This window comes from Streptomyces bluensis, assembly GCF_014650715.1.
GTDB lineage: Bacteria > Actinomycetota > Actinomycetes > Streptomycetales > Streptomycetaceae > Streptomyces > Streptomyces bluensis.
Genome location: NZ_BMVM01000003.1, coordinates 465,081 through 488,513, shown reverse-complemented (window position 1 = coordinate 488,513; position 23,433 = coordinate 465,081). Strand labels below are relative to the sequence as shown.

The window sequence follows — 23,433 nt, the reverse complement described above, 5'->3', positions numbered from 1 at the left end:
TCACATCCCTTCGCGTGTGCTGCGCATGGTGCCGAAGCCGGTCATGCGGACCAGCAGCAGCGACAGGCCGGTGGCGGCCAGTACCAGGAACGACGCGATGGCGCTGGCGTAGCCGAAGTCGTACGACTTGAAGCCCGCCTCGTACATCAGGTACGGCAGGATCGCCGTGTCCGTGCCCGGACCGCCCTTGGTGAGGATCAGGACCGTCTCGAAGTACGTGAGCGAGCCGACGACGATCAGCACGGTCGACGTCGTGATGGTGTGCCGCAGCTGGGGCAGCGTGATGGAGAAGAACCGGCGGTAGCGGCCCGCGCCGTCGATGGCCGCCGCCTGGTACAGGACCTGCGGGATCTGCCGGGCGCCGCCCTGGTAGATCAGGGTGTGGAACGGGATGAACTGCCAGCCGCCGACGAACACGATCGCGAGGAACGCCCCGCTGGACGAGCCGAGCACGTCCTTCCGGATGATGCCGAAGTTCGGGTCGAGGAGGGCGTAGAAGAGCACCGCGATGGCGGTGGAGGACAGCAGGAACGGCACGAAGAAGACCGCGGACAGGACCGCCCGGTTGCGCTGGCGGCCCGCCGCCCACACGCCCAGCAGCAGGGCCACCACCGTCTGGAACGCCCAGCTCGCGAGCGTCAGCAGCACGGTCAGCCACAGGGACTGGGTCAGCCGGGGGTCGTCGAGCAGCTTGCGCCAGTTGTCCAGGCCGACGGGCCGCGGGTTGCCGAGGCCGTCCCACCTGGTGAAGGACAGGTAGAAGGCCAGGACCAACGGGACGACCGCGAAGAAGGTGAAGAAGACGACGGCGGGCAGCGCCCAGACCGCGTGCGGGCGGCCGGTCCTGGTTCCGGTCCTGGTTCCGGTCCTGGATCCCTTCGTGGGGAGCGTCGTGCTCACTTCAGCCCCTTGCAGGCCGCCACGAACTGGCTCGGCGACGACTTCCCCGCGAACAGCTTGCCGATCTCCGTGTGCATCTTGGTGCCCAGTGCGTCGCCCAGCGCCTGGTCCCAGGAGAGCGTGAAGGCCGGGGCCTGCTCCACCATGTCGTACTGGAACCTCGCGTACTCCGGGTTGGGCGCGGAGGAGAGCAGCTCGGCCGCGTTCGACGTGGTCGGGACGTCGCCGTTGTCGATCAGGTCCTTCGCGTACGCCTGGGACGCGCAGTCCTTGAGGAACGCGACGGCCAGGTCCTTGTTCCGGGTACGGGCGTTGACGGACCAGTAGTTGGTGGGGTTGCCGACGACGTTGCGGACGTCGCCCGTGCCGTCCTCGACCTTCGGGAACGCCGCCCAGCCCAGATTGCTCTTGGCGAAGTCCGGGAACTTGCCGAGCTGCGTCGAGTACTCCCACGAGCCCATCAGGTGCATGGCGGCCTTGCCCTTGGCGAAGACCGCGGGGGCGCCGCCGTTGACGTACGACACCGAGGTGAACGAGGAGCCGAAGGCGCCGTCGTCGACGAGTTCCTTCACCATCTCCGCGGCCCTGAGCACGGCCGGGTCGCCCCAGCCCTCCGCGTCGCCGTCCTGGATGCGTTTGAACACCTCCGGGCCGCCGATGCGGTCGACGAGGTACTCCAGCCACATCAGCTCGGGCCAGATGTCGGAGCCGCCGAGCGCGAACGGGGTGATCTTCGCCTTCTTCAGCTTGGCGTTGATGTCGAGCAACTGGTCCCAGGTGGTGGGCGGTTGCAGCTTGTGCTCGGCGAAGACGGACTTGTTGTAGAAGAGGATCACGGGCTGCATGCCGCGCATCGGTATGCCGTAGTGCCGGCCCTTGAGGTCCCCGGCGGCGAGCACGGCCGGCAGAAAACCGTCCTTGAGGACCGGGTCGCCGCTGATGATCTCGGTGAGGTCGACGAGCTTGCCCGCCTCCTCGTACGCCTTGATCGAGCCGCCGCCCCAGTTGAAGAAGACGTCCGGGGCGCTCGGCGAGCCCATGGCCGTGCGGAGCTTGGGGGAGTAGTCGGAGCCGGGGACCTTCTCCAGCTTGACCCTGCCTCCCGCCTTCTTCGCGGCGGCCGACTTGTTGAAGCGGGCCACGCTCGCTGCCTGGACCTTCACCGCGTCGTCGCCGTACACGAAGGCGGTGATCGTGCCGCTGTCGCCGCCCGAGCCGTTGCCGGAGCCGCAGGCCGAGAGTCCGGTGGTGAGCACTGTGGTGGCGCCGGCCCCCAGCACCCAGCGCCTGCTGAACGTACGGCTGCCCGGGCTCCCGCCGTCGGACTGTCCGGACTGCTCTCTGTGCGACTCCCTTGCAGCACTCACCCTTGCTCACCCTTCGCGAATGTTTCGGATGGCACTTCGAATGTTCCGGGAACGTAGGGCGCCCGGAGGGGTCCGTCAAGGGGTCGCGCAGGGATACGATCCGGCCCATGAGACCCCCGAAGCCCGAGGAAACCCCGACAAGACCGCAGGGGACGCAGTCCACGCAGACGGCGACGTTGGCCGAGATCGCCCGTGAGGCGGGGGTCTCGGCTCCGACTGTTTCGAAGGTGCTCAACGGCCGGGCCGACGTCGCCCCGGCGACCCGCACCCGCGTCGAGGAACTGCTGCGCGCGTACGGCTACCGGCGCCGCCGGGCCGAGGCCACCCGCTCACCGCTCGTCGACGTGGTCTTCCACGAACTGGAGAGCGCCTGGGCGATGGAGGTCATCCGGGGCGTCGAGACGGTGGCGCGGGAGGCCGGACTGAGCGTGGTCCTCTCCGAGAGCGCGGGCCGGCTGACCCCCGGCCGCACCTGGGCCGACCAGGTCGCGGCTCGCCGCCCGCACGGGGTGGTGCTGGTTCTCTCCGGGCTCGACGCGTCCCAGCGCGCGCTGCTGACCAGCAGGTCCATCCCGTTCGTGGTGATGGACCCGGCGGGCGACCCGGGCGACGACGTGCCCTCGATCGGCGCGACGAACTGGCAGGGCGGGCTGGCCGCGACCCGGCATCTGGTCGAGCTGGGGCACGAACGCATCGGCGCGATCAGCGGGCCCTCGCGGATGATGTGCAGCCGGGCGCGCGTGGACGGGTACCGGGCGGCGCTGGAGACGGCCGGTCTGCCGGTGGCTCCGGAGCTGATCAAGGCCGGCGACTTCCACCACGAGACCGGCTACCGGCTGGGGCTCGAACTGCTCCGCCTGCCGGACCGCCCCACCGCCGTCTTCGCGGGCAACGACCTCCAGGCGCTCGGCCTGTACGAGGCGGCGCGCGAACTGGGGCTGCGGATTCCGGAGGATCTGAGCGTGGTCGGCTTCGACGACCTGCCGGTGGCCCGCTGGGTGGGACCGCCGCTGACGACCATACGGCAGCCACTGATGGAGATGGCCGAGGCGGCGACCCGGCTGGTCCTCGACCTGGGACGCGAGGAAGGGTCCCCGGCGGCGACACGGGTGGAGCTGGCGACAAGCCTGGTGGTACGGAGCAGCACGGGGGCCCCTCCGGGGCGGGGGAGGGGTGTGCACTGCGGGGAGGGCGCCTGAGGATCGTGGGCATCTGCGGCCCGTGGGCGGCCTTCCCACCGTCGTGGCTTGGGAGCCTGCGGTTTCGCCGGGGGTCGGGGGCGCGCCGGGAGGTCTCCGTCCTCGGTCCGGCGGTGCTGTGGGTGTGCGAGGTGCTCGGTGGCGGACGCCGGCCGCTGCGGGCGGACACCTCCCGGCACACCCCCTGCGGCGCGTACGCGACTGCCGGTGCCTTGTGGCGGCGGTGCCTTGTGATGCCGGGCGCGCGTCAGGCTTTTAGGGGCGCGGGGCTGTGTTGAATGTGCGGCTCCGCCGCGTGGGCGCGACCAGCCACAACGAACCCGCAGCCGCCCCCCCAACAGAAACCCGGCAGACGAAACGCACCCGAAGTGAGCCTATTGACGGGCGTGGCATCCACCCCCACACTCCTCCGAAGTCAATCGGTTGGACGACCGAAACTTTCGGAGGCACCCGCCATGAGAACCTCCAGATCCCCGTTACGCTCCCGCCTCACCACCCTGCTCACCGGCGCGGCAGCGCTCGCCGCACTGCTGGGCGCCGCTCCCACCGCCCACGCCGCCGACCCTCCGCTGCGCGACCTCGCCGACGCCAAGGGCAAGGTCATCGGAACAGCGGTCACCGGCTCCAAGCTCACCGGCACGTACGGCCGCATCGCCGGAGCGGAGTTCAACTCCCTCACCCCCGGCAACGCCATGAAATGGGGCTCCGTCGAGCCCACCCGCGGCAACTTCAACTGGACCGAGGCCGACCAGATCGTCGACTTCGCCGAGGCGAGCGGGCAGCAGGTGCGCGGCCACACCCTCGTCTGGCACAGCCAGAACCCGAGCTGGCTGACGAACGGCACCTGGACCCCCACCCAGCTGAGCCAGCTGCTGAACGACCACATCGCCACCGAGGTCGGCCGCTACAAGGGCCGGCTGGCCGCCTGGGACGTGGTGAACGAGCCGTTCAACGAGGACGGCACCTACCGCCAGACCCTCTGGTACAACGGCCTCGGCGCCGACTACATCGCCCAGGCCCTGACCGCCGCCCGCGCGGCCGACCCCAGCGCCAAGCTCTACATCAACGACTACAACGTCGAGGGCGTCAACGCGAAGAGCACGGCGCTCTACAACCTGGTCAAGTCGCTGAAGGAGCGCGGCGTCCCGATCGACGGCGTCGGCCTCCAGGCCCACCTGATCCTCGGCCAGGTCCCCTCCACCCTCCAGCAGAACATCCAGCGCTTCGCCGACCTGGGCGTGGACGTGGCCATCACGGAGCTGGACATCCGTATGCAGCTCCCGGCCACCGAAGCCAAGCTGGCGCAGCAGGGGACCGAGTACGAGGCCGTGGTGAAGGCGTGTGTCGCGGTGAGCCGGTGCACCGGGGTCACCGTCTGGGGCTTCACGGACTCCGACTCGTGGATCCCGGACACCTTCCCCGGCGAGGGCGCGGCGACCCCGTACGACGAGAACTACGCCCCGAAACCGGCGTACTCCGGCATCGTGACGGCCCTCGGCGGCACGACGACACCGCCTCCGACGGGCGCGTGCACGGCGACGTACAGCGTCACCAGCCAGTGGAACACCGGGTTCACGGGCCAGGTGAGGATCGCCTGCTCCGGGGCGTCCCTCTCGTCCTGGAGAGTCAACTGGACGTACGGCGCGGGCCAGCAGATCACCCAGGCCTGGAACGCGACGTGCACACAGACGGGCGCGGCGGTGAGCTGCACGAACGCCTCATGGAACGGGAACGTGCCGAGCGGCGGTTCGGTGACCTTCGGTTTCAACGCGAACGGGAACGGGAGCAGCCCGCTGCCGACGGTGACGTTGGCGTGAGGCGCCCTCACGCACGACCGGCCGTCAGCGGAAGATTCTGAGAATTTCCGGACCGCGCCAAAAATCTTCGAAGAAATCCGGCGCCCGTGTCGATCGCGGCGTCTGCCGTTCGACGCAAGGGGTGAGAGGCCGGGAAGGACCCGGCCGTACGACACGAGGAGCCAGCATGCCGCGCTTTCTCACCCTGATCCGTATCGACGAGAAGAACGCCCCGGCCGAGGGCCCGAGCCCGGAGCTCCAGGAGCGCATGGGCACACTCCTGGAAGAGATCACCAAGGCCGGGGTCATGCTCGACACGGCCGGACTCACCCCGACCGCGGACGGCAGCCGGGTGCACTGGGAGGGCGGGAAGCTCTCCGTCACCGACGGGCCGTTCACCGAGTCCAAGGAGGTCATCGGCGGCTACTCGATCTCGCAGTGCAAGGACAAGGCCGAGGCGATCGAGTGGGCCAAGCGCTTCCTGCAGGTGCACGAGGACTACTGGACGATCACCGCGGAGGTCCGGCAGATCGCCGAGGACTGATCGCGCTTGGCCGAGGGCCGCGGAGGGTGTCTGATGGTGGGCTGTGAGACCGCAGCCCACCACAGATCCGCGGCGCTCTGTCGAGGCCGTCTTCCGGATCGAGTCCCCGCGCGTCATCGCCCGTGTCGCCCGGATCGTCGGGGACGTCGGCATCGCGGAGGAACTGGCGCAGGACGCGCTGGTCGCTGCGCTGGAGCAGTGGCCGTGGGAGGGGGTGCCGGACAACCCGGGCGCCTGGCTGATGACGACGGCCAAGCGCCGGGCCATCGATCTCGTACGGCGGCGGGAACGGTACGCGCGGAAGCTGGAGGAGGTCGGACGGGACCTGTCCCTGACCGGCGCGCACCACCTCGACGAGCCCTCCGATCCCGACGACATCGACGACGATCTGCTCCGGCTGGTCTTCACCGCCTGTCACCCCGTCCTGTCCGCCGAGGCCCGTATCGCGCTCACGCTCCGCCTCCTCGGAGGGCTGACCACGGTCGAGATCGCCCGTGCGTTTCTCGTTCCCGAGGCGACCATGGCCCAGCGCATCGTGCGCGCCAAGCGGACTCTGGCCGCCCAGGGGGTCGCCTTCGAGGTGCCGTACGGGCCGGAGCGGGAGGCCCGGCTCGGGTCCGTCCTTGAGGTCATCTACCTGATCTTCAACGAGGGGTACGCCGCCACCGCCGGCGACGACTGGCTGCGGCCCGCCCTGTGCGAGGACGCCCTCCGGCTCGCCCGCGTGCTCGCCCAGCTGATGCCCAAGGAGCCCGAGGCGCACGGGCTGATGGCGCTGCTGGAGCTCCAGCAGTCGCGGGCGGCGGCGCGTACCGGACCGTCCGGAGAGCCGGTGCTGCTGAAGGACCAGGACCGCCGCCGCTGGAACAGGATGCTGATCGCCCGGGGTTTCGCCGCGCTCGGCCGCGCCAGTGCCGCCGCCGGGGGCGCCCCCGGCCCGTACGCGCTCCAGGCCGCCATCGCGGCGTGCCACGCCCGGGCGTACACGTACGAGGAGACCGACTGGACGCGCATCGCCGCCCTGTACGGCCTGCTCGCCGCCCGGACCCCGTCACCGGTCGTCGAACTGAACCGGGCGGTCGCCGTCTCGATGGCCGACGGTCCGGGCCCGGCCCTGGAGATCGTCGACCACCTCGCCGCCGAACCGGCCCTGCGGGACTATCACCTGCTCCCCAGCGTCCGCGGCGACCTTCTCACCCGCCTCGGCCGTACGCGGGAGGCCCGGGCGGAGTTCGAACGCGCGGCGAAGCTGACGCGCAACGAGCGGGAGCGGGAACTGCTGCTGCGGCGGGCGGCGGAGGCCGGCTAGGGCTTGTTTCGAAAGTCCCGTCGTCCGCCCGGAGGGCGGGCCGAGCGGCGTCTGGTGCGTGCTCTCGGCGTGCCGGGCGGAAGCCCTCGTACTGGATGTACTTGGGCTTTCGCCCGGTGCGGCGAGTGGGGGTACCTCCCACGCCCTTAAGGCAGTGGGGGAGCGTGCCAGACGTCGGGCGGCAGGCGGGACTTTCGAAACAAGCCCTAGGGCGCGGGAGTGAGGTCGGTGCCGCAGTAGCGGCACTTGGTCGCCGCTTTGGGCAGATCGTCCTGAAGGCAGGCCGGGCACGTCCTGCTGGGCGCGGGTTCGCCGAACACCGTCACGCCGCGCTTGGCCTGGTAGTGCTTGTAGGGAAGGACGATCAGGAAGTAGATGACCGCCATGAAGATGATGAAGTAGATCAGCGCGGAGATGAACGAACCGAGGTTCAGATAGGTCGCGGTGTTGCCCGGCTGCCCGAGCTGCCAGCCCAGGCCCGGTGACTTGCCGCCCTGGGCCCTGGCGACGAGGGGGTTGATCACGAAGTCGGTGAACGCCTTGATCAGCGTGCTGAACGCCAGCGCCACGACCAGGCCCACGGCCACGACGATGACGTCGCCGCGCATGAGGAAGTTCTTGAAGCCGCGAAACACGGAAGTCCTCGCCTCCTGTCCAGCCTGGGCGTCGGTGACGGCTACGGTGTCGCGTTCAGTCTTGTGGCGCCGTACTCGGACCGCACTCGGGCTGCCGCCGTTCGTGGGGGCCAGGGGCGTCAGGTGGCCGGTTCGCCGGGCCGTACGGGGTGTCCGAGCAGCATGGCGGGGGCTCCCGCGACCCGGGTGAGGAAGACGGTCGCCGCGTTCCGCCCGTGCGGCTTCGGCAGCACCTTCCGGCGCAGTTCCTCCGGATCGACCGCCGAGCCGCGCTTCTTCACGGTCAGGACGCCGACCTCGCGCTGGCGGAGCAGGGCCTTCAGCTTCTTGACGTGGAACGGGAACTGGTCGGTGATCTCGTAGGCGGTGGCGTACGGGGTGGGGCGCGGCTCGTCGGCGGTGACGTAGGCGATGGTCTCGTCGATCAGGCCGCCGTCCAGGTCGGCGGCGACCTCGGCGACCAGGTGGGCGCGGATGACGGCGCCGTCGGGTTCGTACAAGTAGCGGCCCAGTGAGCGGACCTGAGGATTCGGCAGGCCGCGGCCGCGCAGGGTGTGCGGGCCGGGGAGGAGGGTGGCCCGCACCAGGCCCGGCTCGGTGGCGAACCACAGCACCGCCTCCTTCACGTCGCCGCCGTCGGAGATCCACTCGGCCTCGGCCTGTGGCGGGACGGCCTCGTGCGGGACACCGGGGGCGATCTTCAGGGCGGCGTGCGGCGCTCTGAGGGCGGTGTCCACGGCCCAGGAGAGCGGAGGCGAGTACGCCTCCGGATCGAAGATACGGCCACGGCCACCGCGTCGTGCCGGGTCGACGAACACGGCGTCGTAGGGGGACGTGTCCACCTCCGTCACGTCCGCCTCCCGTACCTCGATCAGGTCGGCGAGTCCGAGGGCCTCGGCGTTCGCGCGGGCCGCGGCGGCCGTCAGCGGGTCCCGGTCGACGGCCAGGACGCGGATCCCGGCACGGGCCAGCGCGATCGCGTCGCCGCCGATGCCGCAGCACAGGTCGGCGACGGACCGCACGCCCAGCGCCGCGAACCGCCCCGCCCGGTAGGCCGCCACCGAGGTGCGCGTGGACTGTTCGACACCGTTCGGGGTGAAGAACATCCGCTCCGCGTCCGCCGTCCCGAACTTGGCCACCGCCCGCTGCCGCAGCCGCGCCTGGGCGAGGGCGGCCGAGACGAGGCCGGCCGGATGGTCGCGGCGCAGCCGGGTCGCGACGGCCAGCTCCGCCGCCGGGTCGGTGCCGCGCACCTCGTCGAGGAGGGCCAGGCCCTCGGGGGTGCGGAGGGCGGCGAAGGAGTCGAGAGGCGCGAGGTCGTTCACCGGGACATTGTCGGCCAGTCGGTGGATGGTGCGCGGCCGGTGGCGGTGTCGGGCCGGGCGGTGCGCGGTGGCCTGCGAGGATGCGGCAATATGCGACTCGTACGACAAAATGATGAAAAGCGTGCGAAGTGGACGGGGGTGCGGGGGGTGGCCGTCGTCCTGGCCGTCTCGGCCCTGGCCTCCGCCGCATGCGGGGGCGCAGCCGATCCGGTCGACACGTCCACGGAGGCCGGGGTCGACACGTCCCCGGAGGTCGACCGGGGCGCGGGGGCGCAGCGGGACCACGACCGGCAGGGCACCCTTCAGGCGCCCCCCGCGCGTGCCCTCGACGCCTACGCCTCGAAGCTGCTCAAGTCGTACACCCTCCAGGTCGCCGCCACGAACCGCTGGGGCCTCGGCAGGGTGCCGCTGGCGCCACCGCTGCCCCCGGCGAAGAAGCCGGTGCTGCGGACCCGGAAAGGGTTTGAGGTCCCCGGGCACGAACGGGACGGTCTGCCGCCCGTCGTCACCGGCATCCCCACCCGGGAGAAGGTCGTGTTCCTCACCATCGACGACGGCACCGAGAAGGACCCGGCGTTCCTGCAGATGATGAGCGACCTGAGGATCCCGTACACCGCCTTCCTCAGCGACTCCGAGGCGCGCAGCGACTACGGCTACTTCCGGCAGATGCGGGACCGCGGTGCCGGCCTGGACAACCACACCATCCGCCACCGCTTCCTGCGCCGACTCCCCTACGCGGAGCAGAAGCGCGAGATCTGCGGCATGCAGGACGTCATGGAGGAGCAGTTCGGGAAGCGGCCCGTCCTCTTCCGCCCGCCGTACGGCAGCTACAACCGCGACACCCTGCGCGCCGCCAAGGCCTGCGGCATCAAGGCCGTCCTCCTGTGGAACGAGGAGGTCTTCCCCGGCCGCTGGGCCTACCGCGAGGCGGACCGGAGCCTCCACCCCGGCGACATCGTCCTCACCCACTTCCGGGGGAAGCGGCAGTGGAAGGGCACGATGCCCGACATGATCCGCGACTTCATGAAGCTGGTGACCGAGAAGGGGTACGCCGTGGCCCGGCTGGAGGACTACCTCTGACGGCCGAGGGGCGGAGCCCCCTGGCTCCGGGTGCCGGGACTCCGGGTGCCGGGACACGCGCGTGCGCGCCCGGGAACCGGCGCCGCGCGCAGCGCAATTGGCACTCCGCTTGACCGAGTGCTAATCGCGGTCATAGTCTCAGGTCTGGCACTCCCCCCTGGAGAGTGCCAACAACGCGACGGGCAGGTCCGGCACCCGCGACGACGGATCGACCTGGTCGCCACCTCAGACAGTTAACCCCGTGAGATCTCCGAAGGGGGAGGTCGGATCGTGACGACCGCCAGCTCCAAGGTTGCCATCAAGCCGCTTGAGGACCGCATCGTGGTCCAGCCGCTCGACGCCGAGCAGACCACGGCCTCTGGCCTGGTCATCCCGGACACCGCGAAGGAGAAGCCCCAGGAGGGCGTCGTCCTCGCCGTGGGCCCGGGCCGCATCGAGGACGCCAAGCGCGTCGAGCTCGACGTCAAGGTCGGTGACGTGGTGCTCTACAGCAAGTACGGCGGCACCGAGGTGAAGTACAACGGCGAGGAGTACCTCGTCCTCTCGGCCCGCGACGTGCTCGCGATCATCGAGAAGTAGTTCACCCGGAACCCGCCGGTTCTGCTTTCACAGCTGCGCCCCTGGCCCCGCCGTTGATCAGCCGGGCGCCAGGGGCGCAGCTCTTTCACCGCTAGCACACCTAGCACACCTCTAGTTTTCCGAGAGGGCCAACGCTCCCATGGCGAAGATCCTGAAGTTCGACGAGGACGCCCGTCGCGCCCTTGAGCGCGGCGTCAACAAGCTCGCCGACACGGTGAAGGTGACGATCGGCCCCAAGGGCCGCAATGTCGTCATCGACAAGAAGTTCGGCGCCCCCACCATCACCAACGACGGTGTGACCATCGCCCGCGAGGTCGAGGTCGAGGACCCGTACGAGAACCTCGGCGCCCAGCTGGTGAAGGAGGTGGCGACCAAGACCAACGACATCGCGGGTGACGGTACGACCACCGCCACCGTGCTCGCCCAGGCGCTCGTGCGCGAGGGCCTGAAGAACGTCGCCGCCGGTGCCTCCCCGGCCGCCCTGAAGAAGGGCATCGACGCCGCCGTCGCCGCGGTCTCCGAGGACCTCCTCGCCTCGGCCCGCCCGATCGACGAGAAGTCCGACATCGCCGCCGTCGCCGCGCTGTCCGCCCAGGACCAGCAGGTCGGCGAGCTCATCGCCGAGGCGATGGACAAGGTCGGCAAGGACGGTGTCATCACCGTCGAGGAGTCCAACACCTTCGGTCTGGAGCTGGACTTCACCGAGGGCATGGCCTTCGACAAGGGCTACCTGTCGCCGTACTTCGTGACGGACCAGGAGCGCATGGAGGCCGTCCTGGAGGACCCGTACATCCTCATCCACCAGGGCAAGATCTCCTCGATCGCCGACCTGCTGCCGCTGCTGGAGAAGGTCATCCAGGCGGGCTCCTCGAAGCCGCTGCTGATCATCGCCGAGGACGTCGAGGGCGAGGCCCTGTCGACCCTCGTCGTCAACAAGATCCGCGGCACCTTCAACGCGGTCGCGGTCAAGGCCCCCGGCTTCGGTGACCGCCGCAAGGCGATGCTCGGCGACATGGCCACCCTCACCGGCGGCACCGTCATCGCCGAGGAGGTCGGCCTCAAGCTCGACCAGGTCGGCCTGGACGTGCTGGGCACCGCCCGCCGTGTGACCGTCACCAAGGACGACACCACCATCGTCGACGGCGGTGGCAAGACCGAGGACGTCGCCGGCCGCGTCGCCCAGATCAAGGCCGAGATCGAGACCACGGACTCCGACTGGGACCGCGAGAAGCTCCAGGAGCGCCTCGCGAAGCTGGCCGGCGGCGTGTGCGTGATCAAGGTCGGCGCCGCCACCGAGGTGGAGCTGAAGGAGAAGAAGCACCGTCTGGAGGACGCCATCTCCGCGACCCGCGCCGCGGTCGAGGAGGGCATCGTCTCCGGTGGTGGCTCCGCGCTCGTCCACGCGGTGAAGGTCCTGGAGGGCAACCTCGACAAGACCGGCGACGAGGCCACCGGTGTCGCCGTCGTCCGCAAGGCCGCCGTCGAGCCGCTGCGCTGGATCGCCGAGAACGCCGGCCTGGAGGGCTACGTCATCGTCTCCAAGGTCGCCGAGCTCGACAAGGGCAACGGCTACAACGCCGCCACCGGCGAGTACGGCGACCTGGTCAAGGCCGGCGTCATCGACCCGGTCAAGGTCACCCGCTCCGCCCTGGAGAACGCCGCCTCCATCGCCTCCCTCCTCCTCACGACCGAGACCCTGGTCGTCGAGAAGAAGGAAGAGGAGGAGCCGGCCGCCGCGGGTCACGGCCACGGCCACGCCCACTGACGTACCCCGGCACGTCGTCGCGAGGCCCGGCGCCCTTCTGGGGTGCCGGGCCTTCGCCTGTCCGGCATGTCCGGCCCGCTTGGCCCTCTTGGCCCGCTTGACCTGTGCTTGGCCGCTTGGCCCGCTTCCGGCGCCCTCCGGACGGGCCGGCCTACCGCTCCAGCGCGTCGAGCGCCCCGAGCTGAGCCATCAGCCCCAGCCGGTCGTACTGCCACCAGCCCTCGACGATCTTCCCGTCCTCCTGGAAGCGGTAGATCGTGGTGCCGGTCATGCCGACCTTCCTGCCCGTGGCCGCGATCCCCAGGAACTCACCCTTGTGGGTCCCGTTCCAGGTCCACCGCGTCGCCACACGGTCACCCTGCGAGATCTGGTCCTCGATCGTGAACGCGAAGTCGAAGCCGCCGCGCCACATCCGTATGTCCCTGCGTACGGCGTCCAGCCCGATGGTGTCCTGCTCGTTGGCCGGGTCGTGGTCGTGGTAATTCTCCGCGTACACGTCGTTGAGCGGAGGCAGTTCGCCCCGGGTGGCCGCCAGCTCGAAGAGCCTGCGGACGTTGGCCGCGTACAACTGCTCGTCCCGCACCACGTCCAGATCCGTGAACGTGGGCCTCTCGTCGCAGAGCGCGACCATGTCCCGGAAGATACGGCCGGTCTCGGGGAGGTTCGAGTTCCGCATCGCCTCCTCGTACGACCCGAACTCCACGATCTCGACCAGGTGCGACGTGTCGGACCGGTCCTTGCCGATCATGTTGTGCGTGGCGGTCCGCCTGCCTTTGGTCTGCTCGACCCATGTGTCCATCAGCCGGTTCATCTCGTCGAACCGGGTTGTCTTGCAGTCGATGAGCTGCACGAACGTCATGACACCGCCTCCCAGCCCCCCTGGGTCCGGCTGACACCCCCATTTTCCCACCGGGGTCGGGTCTACCGGGGCCCGTACTTCCCCGACTTCGAAGTGATCCCACCGAGCAGGTTCCGGGGCAGCACCTTCGCCACGCCCATCAGCACCTTGTACCGCGGGTCCGGAATGGACAGCGACTTGCCACGGGCCAGGTCGGCCAGCGCCGTCGTGACCAGCTTGTCGGCGTCCAGCCACATCCAGCCCGGGACGCTGTCCGTGCCCAGGCCGGCCCGCTCGTGGAACTCGGTCCGCACGAAGCCCGGGGCCAGCGCCATCAGCCGCACCCCGCTGCCCGCCAGATCCCGCGCCGCGCCCTGCGTGAACTGCACGACCCACGCCTTGGACGCGCTGTACGTGCCCCGCGGCACGAACGCGGCCACCGACGCCACGTTGACGACCCCGCCCCGGCCCCGCTCCCGCATCCCCTCGGCTGCCGCGGAGGTCAGCCGGAGCACGGCCTCGCAGTGCACCTTGAGCATCGTCAGCTCGTCGGCCATCGGCACGTCGAGATAGAGGCCCTTGGTGCCGAACCCCGCGTTGTTGATCAGCAGGTCGACCGCGTTCCTGCGGTCGGCCAGCCGCCGCTCCACCGACTCGATGCCGTCGTCCGTCGCCAGGTCGGCGGTCAGCACCTCCGCCTCGATGCCGTGCCGGTCGTGCAACTCGGTCGCCTGCTCACGCAGCCGCTTCGTGTCGCGTGCCACCAGGACGAGGTTGTGACCGTCAGCCGCCAGCCGCCGAGCGAAGGCGGCACCGATACCCGCGGTCGAACCCGTAATCAGAGCCGTTGTCATGACGCAAGGTTAGTGAACCGGACTGTGTGAATCCGCCGCCGTAAAGGCCTCCACCGGTCCTCCCCGCGCCCAGCACAGGACATGACACGGTCCCGCCCCGGCGCCCCTGCCGGCTACGCGCCCCCGCCGGGCCGCGCCACGTACTTCTCCGCCCGCCTCCGTGCCTCCGGATGCAGCGCGTCCCCCGCCGCCAGCAGTCGCGGCAGCAGCTCCGGCCCGGTCGTGACGGCCCGGAACTGGAGCGCCACCGTCACCTCGTGGTCCGGACGGTGGACGATCTCGACGGGGTCGCCGGCCCGGATCTCGCCCGCCTCGACGACCCGCAGGTACGCACCGGGCGCCCCCTTCCGCGTGAAGCGCCTGACCCAGCCCCGCTCACCGAGGTGCACCTGGAAGTTGAGACAGGGGATACGGCCCGAGGTGACCTCCAGGACCACATCGGCGCCGATCCGCCAGCGCTCCCCGATCCGCGCGCCGGACACGTCGAGGCCCTCGGTGGTGAGGTTCTCGCCGAACACGCCGTTGGCCAGAGTCCGGCCCAGTTCCCGCTCCCAGCCGTCGAGGTCCTCCCTCGCGACCGCGTACACCGCCTGGTCCTCCCCGCCGTGATGCTCCGTGTTGCAGACCGCGTCCCCGGCCACACCACTGGCACCCACCCCCTTGGGGCCGGGCGCGGATATCCGCAACGGCCCCTCCACCGGCCGCTTGTCGATACCGGTCACGTGCCCGCGCAGATCCGGGTGATCCACGGTCCTGGGGCGTCCCACGTTCAGCGACAGAATCCTCATGACGGCACGCTAAGCGCTGACGTCCAAAGCGTCGACGCGATATCCGGCTCCCTTCCCAAGCTTCACTTATGCTCGAAGACGTGATTGAGGCCCGTCATCTCCGCGTCCTGCGTGCCGTCGCCGCCACCGGCTCCTTCTCGGCGGCGGGGCGTGAGCTCGGCTGCACCCAGCCTGCCGTCAGCCAGCAGATGAAGGCCCTGGAGACCTCGGTGGGTACGCCGCTGCTCATCCGCACCGGTCGCGAGATGAGGCTGACGCAGGCGGGCGAGGCGCTGGTCCGGCACGCCGCCGGGATCCTCGCGGGGCTCACCGCCGCCGAGGAGGAGGTGGCCGCCATCGCCGGCCTCAGGGCCGGACGCGTCCGTCTCGTGTCCTTCCCCAGCGGCAGCTCCACCCTCGTGCCCACCGCGCTCGCCGCACTGCGCGCCGCGCACCCCGGGACCCGCGTCTTTCTGGAGGAGGCCGAGCCCCCGGCGTCCGTCGAGATGCTGCGCCAGGGGGACTGCGACATCGCGCTCGCCTTCCGCTACGAGGGCGCGGCCGGACCCGAGGAGTGGGACGACCTGGTCGTGCGCCGGCTGCTCAGCGACCGGCTCGTCGGGCTCGTACCGGAGGGGCACCGGCTGGCCCGTACGGAAACCGTGGAGATCGGGGCCCTCTCGGCGGAGCCGTGGATCGCGGGCTGTCCGCGCTGCCGCGGACACCTGGTCGAGATCTGTGAGGGAGCGGGCTTCACACCGCGGATCGACTTCGCCACCGACGACTACCCGGCGGTCGTCGGCCTGGTCGGGGCGGGGCTCGGCGTCGCGGTGCTGCCGGAGCTGGCCATCGAGTCGGTACGTCCCAAGGGAGTGCGGACGGTCGCCGTGGAACCCGCCGTGCGCCGGGAGATCGTGGCGCTCACGCTGCCGGACCTGGCCCAGGTGCCCGCGGTCGCGGCGACGCTGGAACAACTGGCCAAGGCGGCGGCCCGATAGCCAAAAACCGGGCAGGCGGATGCATGCCCGGCGTGCGGTTGCGGAGACGTTGGGTACTGGAAAAACGTTATTTCAATTGGTGGAGGCGGTATCGCTCCCCGTCGCCGATGCCGACACCAGCCGGTGGCGCGCCCGTCCCATGAGCTCTTCGCGCTCGTCCTCTGTCAGTCCGCCCCACACGCCGTACGGCTCGCGCACCCGCAGGGCGTGTGCCGCGCACTCCGCGCGGACCGGGCACCTCATGCAGACCTCTTTGGCCGAGTTCTCGCGAGCGCTCCGTGCCGCACCGCGCTCACCCTCCGGGTGGAAGAAGAGCGAGCTGTCGACTCCGCGGCACGCCGCGAGGAGCTGCCAGTCCCACAGATCCGCGTTGGGCCCGGGAAGGCGGGAGAAATCTGCCATTGCGTTGTCCCCTTGTTGCCGTTCTGGGCTGAGATGTGATCTGACGATATGACTCGACCGTACATCCGCGATCTAAGGAGATGAAAATATGACCCATTGCGAATCTAGCCTCAAACACCGCAAAAAGGGAAGAAATGGGGCTAAATGGGGCATGGTTGTGATGAAACGTTGAGGGTCTGTTGCGCATGTCTGCGCTGTGTCCGTCCCCTCACGTAGAGTGCCGAAGGTGGCTCAGTGCCCCGTAACTCTTTCGAGTGACCGTCGTTGAGAGTGCGGAGGCGGTTGAAGGAACAAGCGCTCGGGCAGGCGTCTCAAGTCCGCTCGCGAGTGTCGACCGCACAGGTGACGATTCGTACCAGCCTGGAGGCTCAAGGTGACGCGCATCAGCTGCGGAGGGCGGCCATGACATCCGTCCTCGTCTGCGACGACTCCCCGCTTGCCCGAGAGGCGCTCCGCCGCGCGGTCGCGACCGTGCCCGGCGTCGAGCGCGTGACGACGGCGGCCAACGGCGAGGAAGTCCTCCGCCGCTGGGGCGCCGACCGCTCGGACCTGATTCTCATGGACGTACGCATGCCCGGTCTGGGCGGCGTCGAGACCGTACGGCGGCTGCTGTCCGCCGACCCCGGTGCGCGCATCATCATGCTCACCGTCGCCGAGGACCTCGACGGAGTGGCACTCGCGGTGGCCGCCGGCGCCCGGGGGTATCTGCACAAGGACGCCTCACGCGCGGAACTGCGTGCCACGGTGACGCAGGCGCTCGCCGACCCGACGTGGCGGCTCGCTCCGCGCAGGCTGCGTTCGGCCGAGATGGGGGCCGCCCCCACGCTCACCGCCCGCGAGATCCAGGTCCTTGAGGGCATGAGCCACGGCCGGTCGAACGCGGAGATCGGCCGGGAGCTGTTCCTCTCCGAGGACACCGTCAAGACGCATGCCAGGCGGCTGTTCAAGAAGCTCGGCGCCTCCGACCGGGCGCACGCCGTGGCGCTCGGCTTCCGGTGGGGCCTGGTCCGTTAGGTGGACCCCGGGCTCTGCCGTCACACTCCCTCCCCCACTGCCTTAAAGGGTGTGGGAGGTGCGCCCGGCCTCGCGACGCCGTGCGCGTCGCCCGCCCTTCGGGGGGACGACGGGAGTGTGACGACAGGACCCGGCGGGAGTTCGGGAATCCCCGTCTGCCACAGGGCGGGCGGGGCCGCTTCCCGAAAGCCGGGCGGGAGCGCTTTCCGGCAGGTCAACGGGGGTGCGTATCGCGAGGTGGGCGGGGGTGGCACAGCGGCCCGCCGGGTGCCTGCTGCTCGTTTCGCCGCGGATGCCGCATCCTTGAGGTGTGGAGTTCCTCGGGGACGAGTCGGACGAGCGGAAGGGGAGGGCGCAGGAGATGAGTTCCGGCGCACCTGCTCATAACGCTTCGGTGCACAACACGGCGCACGGTGGCACGGGGCGGACGGCCTCAGGGCACCATGGACCGATGCGCGACGACGAGACGACGGTGATCGGTGCGCTCGTTCATCGCGCTGTCGACGGAGACCAGCAGGCCACGCACGACCTGCTCGCCCACGTCCATCCGCTCGCCCTGCGCTACTGCCGTACGCGGCTGTCCCGGCTTCCGGGTGACGCCCGCCACTTCGTGGAGGACCTCGCACAGGAGGTCTGTGTCGCCGTTCTCCTGGCGCTGCCGCGCTACAAGGACACAGGAAGGCCCTTCGAGGCGTTCGTCTTCGCCATCGCCGCCCACAAGGTCGCCGATCTGCAGCGGGCCGCGATGCGCCACCCGGGCTCCACGGCGGTGCCCTCGGACGAGATGCCCGAGCGACCGGACGACTCGCTGGGCCCGGAGGAGCGGGCGCTGCTGAGCAGCGACGCCGAGTGGGCCAAGAAACTGCTGGCCAACCTTCCGGAGAACCAGCGGGAACTGCTCCTGCTGCGCATCGCGGTGGGGCTCACGGCCGAGGAGACGGGCCAGATGCTGGGGATGTCTCCAGGGGCCGTACGCGTGGCACAGCACCGCGCGCTGAGCAGACTGCGGGCGCTGGCAGAGCAGTAGACGGGCTCCCACGCCGGGGCCTTCCTCGATTTCCCGGAGGCCACTTTCCGGCCGCGTCCCGTCCGCCGGTGAACGGGGGCGATGCCCGAACCGTACGAACATACGAAGCCACAGGGTGCTCTCCGCCATGGAATGAGGCACCTCCGCTTCCCGTTAGCATGGACATCCGCACCGATCAAGGCCATATGGAGAAGGTGTCATGACTGCCAACGTCGACGGAGTGCCCGAGAAATTCGCGACACTCGGGCTGACCTACGACGACGTGCTGCTGCTGCCGGGCGCATCCGAAGTGCTGCCGGGCGCGGTCGACACCTCGTCCCGCGTGTCGCGCAACGTGCGGGTGAACATCCCGCTGCTCTCAGCGGCGATGGACAAGGTGACCGAGTCCCGCATGGCGATCGCGATGGCCCGGCAGGGCGGCGTCGGCGTGCTGCACCGCAACCTCTCCATCGAGGACCAGGTCAACCAGGTCGACCTGGTGAAGCGCTCCGAGTCCGGCATGGTCACCGACCCGATCACGGTGAACCCGGACGCGACACTGGCCGAGGCCGACGCGCTGTGTGCCAAGTTCCGCATCAGCGGCGTCCCGGTCACCGACGGCGGCGGCAAGCTGCTGGGCATCGTCACCAACCGCGACATGGCCTTCGAGTCGGACCGTTCGCGCCAGGTCCGCGAGGTCATGACGCCGATGCCGCTGGTCACCGGCAAGGTCGGCATCTCCGGCAACGACGCCATGGACCTGCTGCGCCGCCACAAGATCGAGAAGCTTCCCCTGGTCGACGAGGCGGGCGTCCTGAAGGGCCTCATCACCGTCAAGGACTTCGTGAAGGCCGAGCAGTACCCGAACGCCGCGAAGGACACCGAGGGCCGTCTGCTCGTGGGTGCCGCCGTCGGCGCCAGCCCCGAGGCACTGGAGCGGGCCCAGGCACTGGCCGGGGCCGGCGTGGACTTCCTGGTCGTCGACACCTCGCACGGCCACAACAGCAACGCGCTCAGCTGGATGTCGAAGATCAAGTCGAGCGTGGGCGTGGACGTGATCGGCGGCAACGTCGCCACGCGTGACGGGGCCCAGGCGCTGATCGACGCCGGTGTGGACGGCATCAAGGTGGGCGTGGGCCCCGGTTCGATCTGCACCACCCGGGTCGTCGCCGGTATCGGCGTCCCGCAGGTCACGGCCATCTACGAGGCGGCCCTCGCGGCCCGCGCCGCCGGTGTCCCGGTGATCGGTGACGGTGGCCTGCAGTACTCCGGCGACATCGGCAAGGCGCTGGCCGCCGGCGCCGACACGGTGATGCTCGGCAGCCTCCTCGCGGGCTGCGAGGAGTCGCCCGGCGAACTGCTCTTCATCAACGGCAAGCAGTTCAAGTCGTACCGCGGCATGGGCTCGCTCGGCGCGATGCAGTCCCGGGGCCAGGGCAGGTCCTACTCGAAGGACCGCTACTTCCAGGCCGAGGTGGCCTCCGACGACAAGCTGGTGCCCGAGGGCATCGAGGGACAGGTGCCCTACCGCGGCCCGCTGGCCAACGTTCTGCACCAGCTCGTGGGCGGCCTGCGCCAGACCATGGGCTACGTGGGCGCCGCCACCATCGACGAGATGGAGTCCAAGGGCCGCTTCGTGCGGATCACCTCGGCGGGCCTCAAGGAGAGCCACCCGCACGACATCCAGATGACGGTCGAGGCACCGAACTACACCAGCCGGGGCTGAACGCCGAACCTGAACAGCCGAACCTGAACAGCCGCAGCTGAAGCTGGAGAACAGCCTCCACGCGTACGCGTGCCCCGCGTCCACGGTTCGACGAGGGCGGTCCCGGAGCCTCCGGGACCGCCCTTGTCGTGGGTGTCGGGGATACTGGAGGCGCTGGAACGCAGAGGAAAGGCCACTCACGTGACTGAGATCGAGATCGGGCGGGGCAAGCGCGGCCGCCGGGCGTACGCCTTCGACGACATCGCCGTCGTCCCGAGCCGCCGTACCCGGGACCCGAAGGAGGTCTCGATCGCCTGGCAGATCGACGCCTACCGTTTCGAGCTGCCCTTCCTGGCCGCCCCCATGGATTCGGTGGTCTCGCCGGCCACGGCCATCCGCATCGGCGAGCTGGGCGGCCTCGGCGTCCTGAACCTCGAAGGCCTGTGGACGCGGTACGAGGACCCGCAGCCCCTGCTCGACGAGATCGCCGAGCTGGACGTGGAGACCGCGACCCGCCGCCTCCAGGAGATCTACGCCGCTCCGATCAAGGAGGAGCTGATCGGGCAGCGCCTGAAGGAGGTGCGCGACTCGGGTGTGGTCACCGCCGCCGCGCTCTCCCCGCAGCGCACCGCCCAGTTCTCCAAGGCGGTCGTGGACGCGGGCGTCGACATCTTCGTCATCCGCGGGACGACGGTGTCGGCGGAGCACGTCTCCGGTGCCGCCGAGCCGCTGAACCTGAAGCAGTTCATCTACGAGCTGGACGTCCCCGTGATCGTGGGCGGCTGCGCCACCTACACCGCGGCCCTGCACCTGATGCGTACGGGTGCGGCCGGTGTCCTCGTCGGCTTCGGCGGCGGCGCCGCGCACACCACGCGCAACGTCCTGGGCATCCAGGTGCCCATGGCGACGGCGGTGGCGGATGTGGCCGCCGCCCGGCGCGACTACATGGACGAGTCCGGCGGGCGGTACGTGCACGTCATCGCCGACGGCGGGGTGGGCTGGTCCGGTGACCTGCCCAAGGCCATCGCCTGTGGTGCGGACGCGGTGATGATGGGTTCGCCGCTGGCCCGAGCCACGGATGCGCCGGGCAAGGGCCACCACTGGGGCATGGAGGCCGTCAACGAGGAGCTGCCGCGCGGCAAGAAGGTCGACCTCGGCACGGTGGGCACGATCGAGGAGGTCCTCACGGGCCCGTCCCACACCCCGGACGGCTCGATGAACTTCTTCGGGGCGCTGCGGCGGGCCATGGCCACCACCGGGTACAGCGAGCTGAAGGAGTTCCAGCGGGTCGAGGTGACGGTGGCGGACTCGCAGCACAGGCGGTAGCCGCTACGGCAGGAAGAAGGGCCGGTCACTCCGGGTGGGTGACCGGCCCTTTTGCGTGCCCAATGGGGCCTGGGCAGGGGCGCGTTGGGCGATGCGGGAGCGCGCGGTTGCCTTTGGGGCGAATACGGGCTGGTCGGACCGGTCTGCGGCGATAACGTCCGTGTTGGCGACCCGGTTCTCTGGGGCGCCCCCTTCCAAGGACACGGTTCCGGACCCCGGCCCTCGGGGCCCGGCCCGAAATCCAACGGACCGTCCACCGGGCAACTGGGCGGCATCGTGGAAGGGGGCACCCATGGGGCGTCATCGCAAGCCCACCCGCTGGGATCGGATCCGTCTGCGGATGGTGAAGTGCCGGAGGAGGTGGATCTTGCGTATGTACGGAAAGTGAGCGGCCACCCCCAAGAGGACTAGGGGTGGACACTCCGTTCACTTTTCAGGAGCCTGCCGCAGCGCCATCTGCGGTGGGCTCCACCTTTTGTACGGTACCGGATCCGCCGTCGGGCGGCCCGGCATCGGGAGGGGGTGGAGCTCGCGGATTTTCGATGGTGAGTGGCCGCCCCTATACACAGTAGGGGCGACCACTCGTAACCGGAGCCCGCCGCCGGGCCGGCGGGGGATCCGCGCTCGTACGCTACTGATGCGAGGCCAGCCCGCGCCACCAGTCCCAGAGCCCCAGCCACCCACGCGCCCCCCTTCACAACCGATGCGCCGCCCCCAAAGGCGCAGCCCCCCGCGTGTCCAGCAGCAACTGCGCCTTCACCGACAGCCCCTGCAGGTCGTACGTGCGGTGCTGCTGGAGCAGGATCGTCAGGTCGGCGTCGGCGGCGGCCTCGTAGAGGGAGTCCGCGCGGGGGACCGGGCGGTCGAGGACGCTCCAGGACGGGACGTACGGGTCGTGGTAGCTGACGGCGGCGCCGAGTTCCATCAGGCGCAGGGCGATCTCGCGTGCGGGGGTGCCCTGTTGGTCGGCCACGTCGGGCCTGTAGGTGACGCCCAGGAGGAGTACGCGGGCGCCGCGGGCCGACTTGCCGTGCTCGTTGAGGAGCGTGGCGGCGCGCTGGACGACGTACTGGGGCATGCGGTCGTTGACCCGCTGGGCCAGTTCGACCATGCGCAGGGAGCGGGGCGCGTGGCCGGCCAGGTCCTGGGGGACGCCGTGGCCGCCGACGCCGGGGCCGGGACGGAAGGCCTGGAAGCCGAACGGTTTGGTCTCGGCGCACCGGATGACGTCCCACAGGTCGACGCCCAGGTCGTGGCAGAGAACGGCCATCTCGTTGACGAGGGCGATGTTGACGTGCCGGTAGTTGGTCTCCAGAAGCTGCACGGTCTCCGCTTCGCGCGGTCCACGCGCGCGTACCACCTTGTCGGTGAGGCGTCCGTAGAAGGCGGCGGCCGACTCGGTGCAGGCGGGGGTGAGGCCGCCGATCACCTTGGGGGTGTTGGCGGGGCCGAAGTCACGGTTGCCGGGGTCGGCGCGACCGGGGGAGTACGCGAGGTGGAAGTCGCGGCCCGCGCGCAGGCCGGAGCCCTCTTCGAGGAGCGGCCGCAGGAACTGCTCCGTGGTGCCGGGGTGCACGGGGGACTCCAGGATCACCGTGGTGTGCGGGCGCAACCGTTCGGCGAGGGTGCGGGCGGCGTCGGCGACATGGGTGAGGTCGAGTGTGCCGTCGGCGCCGCGCGGGGTCGGGGCGCAGAGGACGGCCGTACGGACGCGGCCGAGTTCGGCGGGGCTGGTGGTCGGCCGGAAGCCCTGGGCGAGCATGCGGCGGAGTTCGGCGGGGGTGAGGGAGCCGTGCTGGGCGTCGGCATCGGGAGCGGTCCTGTACCCGAGGGTGGGGATGCCGGCGGCGACGGCGGCCTGGGCCAGCGGCAGGCCGAGCGGGCCGAGTCCGATGACGGCGAGATCTGCGGGCATGACGTGGGCCGTCCTTCGCGATAGCCGAAGCGGGACAGTCGCGCAAGCCCTGTGGACAGGATGGGCGAGCGCAATGTCAGACTAGGAGTAAATATGACCGTTATGCGGT

Annotated in this window: 21 protein-coding genes; 12 read left to right on the top strand and 9 right to left on the bottom strand. The window is 70.2% G+C overall.

Translation table 11 applies throughout. The features are described 5' to 3' along the window. Complete coding sequence (locus IE262_RS12160; RefSeq protein ID WP_189873457.1) at positions 1-900, bottom strand: carbohydrate ABC transporter permease; 900 nt, start codon at positions 898-900, stop codon at positions 1-3. Then, positions 897-2,267 (bottom strand): ABC transporter substrate-binding protein, encoded by a 1,371-nt coding sequence (locus IE262_RS12155; protein ID WP_189873455.1) that lies wholly within the window; start codon positions 2,265-2,267, stop codon positions 897-899. The genes IE262_RS12160 and IE262_RS12155 overlap by 4 nt, the downstream gene beginning before the upstream one ends. Positions 2,268-2,374: 107 nt before the next feature. On the opposite strand from IE262_RS12155, the gene IE262_RS12150 reads away from it, so the two are divergent. The 4 genes from IE262_RS12150 to IE262_RS12135 all read left to right on the top strand — a co-directional run bounded on the left by IE262_RS12150 (position 2,375) and on the right by IE262_RS12135 (position 7,115). After that, the gene (locus IE262_RS12150) at positions 2,375-3,466 is read left to right on the top strand and encodes a LacI family DNA-binding transcriptional regulator (protein ID WP_134040920.1); all 1,092 of its coding nucleotides are present in this window, start codon (positions 2,375-2,377) and stop codon (positions 3,464-3,466) included. A 455-nt stretch (positions 3,467-3,921) separates the two neighbouring features. Further along, positions 3,922-5,283, top strand: a complete 1,362-nt coding sequence (locus IE262_RS12145) for a glycoside hydrolase family 10 protein (RefSeq protein WP_189873453.1) — start codon at positions 3,922-3,924, stop codon at positions 5,281-5,283. Positions 5,284-5,449: 166 nt separating this feature from the next. Beyond that, entirely contained in the window at positions 5,450-5,806 is a 357-nt protein-coding gene (locus IE262_RS12140; protein WP_134040924.1) for a YciI family protein, read from the top strand. Positions 5,807-5,849: 43 nt separating this feature from the next. Further along, entirely contained in the window at positions 5,850-7,115 is a 1,266-nt protein-coding gene (locus IE262_RS12135; protein ID WP_189873451.1) for an RNA polymerase sigma factor, read from the top strand. Between the two features lie 206 nt (positions 7,116-7,321). Here IE262_RS12135 and IE262_RS12130 read toward each other — a convergent pair whose 3' ends face one another. Together IE262_RS12130 and IE262_RS12125 are read right to left on the bottom strand one after the other, a co-directional pair. Beyond that, positions 7,322-7,750: a large conductance mechanosensitive channel protein MscL gene (locus tag IE262_RS12130; RefSeq protein ID WP_134039515.1), complete on the bottom strand. Its 429-nt coding sequence runs from the start codon at positions 7,748-7,750 to the stop codon at positions 7,322-7,324. A gap of 119 nt (positions 7,751-7,869) precedes the next feature. Continuing rightward, a complete protein-coding gene (locus IE262_RS12125) occupies positions 7,870-9,075 on the bottom strand; it encodes a class I SAM-dependent methyltransferase (protein WP_229877224.1) in 1,206 nt (401 codons plus the stop codon). Between the two features lie 90 nt (positions 9,076-9,165). Here IE262_RS12125 and IE262_RS12120 point away from each other — a divergent pair, with 90 nt between their 5' ends. The 3 genes from IE262_RS12120 to groL all read left to right on the top strand — a co-directional run bounded on the left by IE262_RS12120 (position 9,166) and on the right by groL (position 12,499). Continuing rightward, complete coding sequence (locus tag IE262_RS12120) at positions 9,166-10,155, top strand: polysaccharide deacetylase family protein (RefSeq protein WP_189873448.1); 990 nt, start codon at positions 9,166-9,168, stop codon at positions 10,153-10,155. Between the two features lie 270 nt (positions 10,156-10,425). Continuing rightward, complete coding sequence (gene groES / locus IE262_RS12115) at positions 10,426-10,734, top strand: co-chaperone GroES (protein ID WP_131567147.1); 309 nt, start codon at positions 10,426-10,428, stop codon at positions 10,732-10,734. A 139-nt stretch (positions 10,735-10,873) separates the two neighbouring features. After that, positions 10,874-12,499 (top strand): chaperonin GroEL, encoded by a 1,626-nt coding sequence (gene groL, locus IE262_RS12110; RefSeq protein ID WP_134039518.1) that lies wholly within the window; start codon positions 10,874-10,876, stop codon positions 12,497-12,499. 151 nt (positions 12,500-12,650) lie between these two features. Here the strand turns inward: groL and IE262_RS12105 are convergent, their stop codons facing one another. The 3 genes from IE262_RS12105 to IE262_RS12095 all read right to left on the bottom strand — a co-directional run bounded on the left by IE262_RS12105 (position 12,651) and on the right by IE262_RS12095 (position 14,979). Further along, positions 12,651-13,358: an ester cyclase gene (locus IE262_RS12105; RefSeq protein ID WP_189873446.1), complete on the bottom strand. Its 708-nt coding sequence runs from the start codon at positions 13,356-13,358 to the stop codon at positions 12,651-12,653. Positions 13,359-13,420: 62 nt separating this feature from the next. Beyond that, positions 13,421-14,191 carry an SDR family NAD(P)-dependent oxidoreductase gene (locus IE262_RS12100; RefSeq protein ID WP_189873444.1) on the bottom strand — a complete coding sequence of 257 codons (771 nt, stop codon included), beginning with the start codon at positions 14,189-14,191 and terminating at the stop codon, positions 13,421-13,423. A gap of 113 nt (positions 14,192-14,304) precedes the next feature. Beyond that, a complete protein-coding gene (locus IE262_RS12095) occupies positions 14,305-14,979 on the bottom strand; it encodes an MOSC domain-containing protein (RefSeq protein ID WP_189873441.1) in 675 nt (224 codons plus the stop codon). Positions 14,980-15,059: 80 nt separating this feature from the next. Here IE262_RS12095 and IE262_RS12090 point away from each other — a divergent pair, with 80 nt between their 5' ends. Next, positions 15,060-15,956: a LysR family transcriptional regulator gene (locus IE262_RS12090; protein WP_189873439.1), complete on the top strand. Its 897-nt coding sequence runs from the start codon at positions 15,060-15,062 to the stop codon at positions 15,954-15,956. 72 nt (positions 15,957-16,028) lie between these two features. Here IE262_RS12090 and IE262_RS12085 read toward each other — a convergent pair whose 3' ends face one another. Continuing rightward, a complete protein-coding gene (locus IE262_RS12085; protein WP_134039523.1) occupies positions 16,029-16,358 on the bottom strand; it encodes a WhiB family transcriptional regulator in 330 nt (109 codons plus the stop codon). Between the two features lie 402 nt (positions 16,359-16,760). Between IE262_RS12085 and IE262_RS12080 the strand changes: the two genes are divergently transcribed. The 4 genes from IE262_RS12080 to IE262_RS12065 all read left to right on the top strand — a co-directional run bounded on the left by IE262_RS12080 (position 16,761) and on the right by IE262_RS12065 (position 21,409). Further along, entirely contained in the window at positions 16,761-17,372 is a 612-nt protein-coding gene (locus IE262_RS12080; RefSeq protein WP_003948568.1) for a response regulator transcription factor, read from the top strand. Between the two features lie 451 nt (positions 17,373-17,823). Beyond that, the gene (locus IE262_RS12075) at positions 17,824-18,399 is read left to right on the top strand and encodes a sigma-70 family RNA polymerase sigma factor (RefSeq protein ID WP_131567123.1); all 576 of its coding nucleotides are present in this window, start codon (positions 17,824-17,826) and stop codon (positions 18,397-18,399) included. Positions 18,400-18,598: 199 nt separating this feature from the next. Beyond that, positions 18,599-20,104, top strand: coding sequence for an IMP dehydrogenase (gene guaB, locus IE262_RS12070; RefSeq protein WP_134039524.1), 1,506 nt, complete (start codon positions 18,599-18,601; stop codon positions 20,102-20,104). A 180-nt stretch (positions 20,105-20,284) separates the two neighbouring features. Then, on the top strand, positions 20,285-21,409 hold the full coding sequence (locus IE262_RS12065) for a GuaB3 family IMP dehydrogenase-related protein (protein WP_134039525.1): 1,125 nt from the start codon (positions 20,285-20,287) through the stop codon (positions 21,407-21,409). A 694-nt stretch (positions 21,410-22,103) separates the two neighbouring features. Here IE262_RS12065 and IE262_RS12060 read toward each other — a convergent pair. Beyond that, the gene (locus IE262_RS12060) at positions 22,104-23,324 is read right to left on the bottom strand and encodes a nucleotide sugar dehydrogenase (protein ID WP_189873437.1); all 1,221 of its coding nucleotides are present in this window, start codon (positions 23,322-23,324) and stop codon (positions 22,104-22,106) included. Between the last annotated feature and the right edge of the window lie 109 nt (positions 23,325-23,433).

Bases quoted from the DNA above. Each gene is read 5' to 3' on its own strand.
- IE262_RS12150 (WP_134040920.1), top strand. From the start codon at position 2,375: ATGAGACCCCCGAAGCCCGAGGAAACCCCGACAAGACCGCAGGGGACG.
- IE262_RS12145 (WP_189873453.1), top strand. From the start codon at position 3,922: ATGAGAACCTCCAGATCCCCGTTACGCTCCCGCCTCACCACCCTGCTC.
- IE262_RS12140 (WP_134040924.1), top strand. From the start codon at position 5,450: ATGCCGCGCTTTCTCACCCTGATCCGTATCGACGAGAAGAACGCCCCG.
- IE262_RS12120 (WP_189873448.1), top strand. From the start codon at position 9,166: ATGCGACTCGTACGACAAAATGATGAAAAGCGTGCGAAGTGGACGGGG.
- groL (WP_134039518.1), top strand. From the start codon at position 10,874: ATGGCGAAGATCCTGAAGTTCGACGAGGACGCCCGTCGCGCCCTTGAG.
- IE262_RS12105 (WP_189873446.1), bottom strand. From the start codon at position 13,358: ATGACGTTCGTGCAGCTCATCGACTGCAAGACAACCCGGTTCGACGAG.
- IE262_RS12100 (WP_189873444.1), bottom strand. From the start codon at position 14,191: ATGACAACGGCTCTGATTACGGGTTCGACCGCGGGTATCGGTGCCGCC.
- IE262_RS12095 (WP_189873441.1), bottom strand. From the start codon at position 14,979: ATGAGGATTCTGTCGCTGAACGTGGGACGCCCCAGGACCGTGGATCAC.
- IE262_RS12085 (WP_134039523.1), bottom strand. From the start codon at position 16,358: ATGGCAGATTTCTCCCGCCTTCCCGGGCCCAACGCGGATCTGTGGGAC.
- IE262_RS12080 (WP_003948568.1), top strand. From the start codon at position 16,761: ATGACATCCGTCCTCGTCTGCGACGACTCCCCGCTTGCCCGAGAGGCG.
- IE262_RS12075 (WP_131567123.1), top strand. From the start codon at position 17,824: ATGCGCGACGACGAGACGACGGTGATCGGTGCGCTCGTTCATCGCGCT.
- guaB (WP_134039524.1), top strand. From the start codon at position 18,599: ATGACTGCCAACGTCGACGGAGTGCCCGAGAAATTCGCGACACTCGGG.
- IE262_RS12060 (WP_189873437.1), bottom strand. From the start codon at position 23,324: ATGCCCGCAGATCTCGCCGTCATCGGACTCGGCCCGCTCGGCCTGCCG.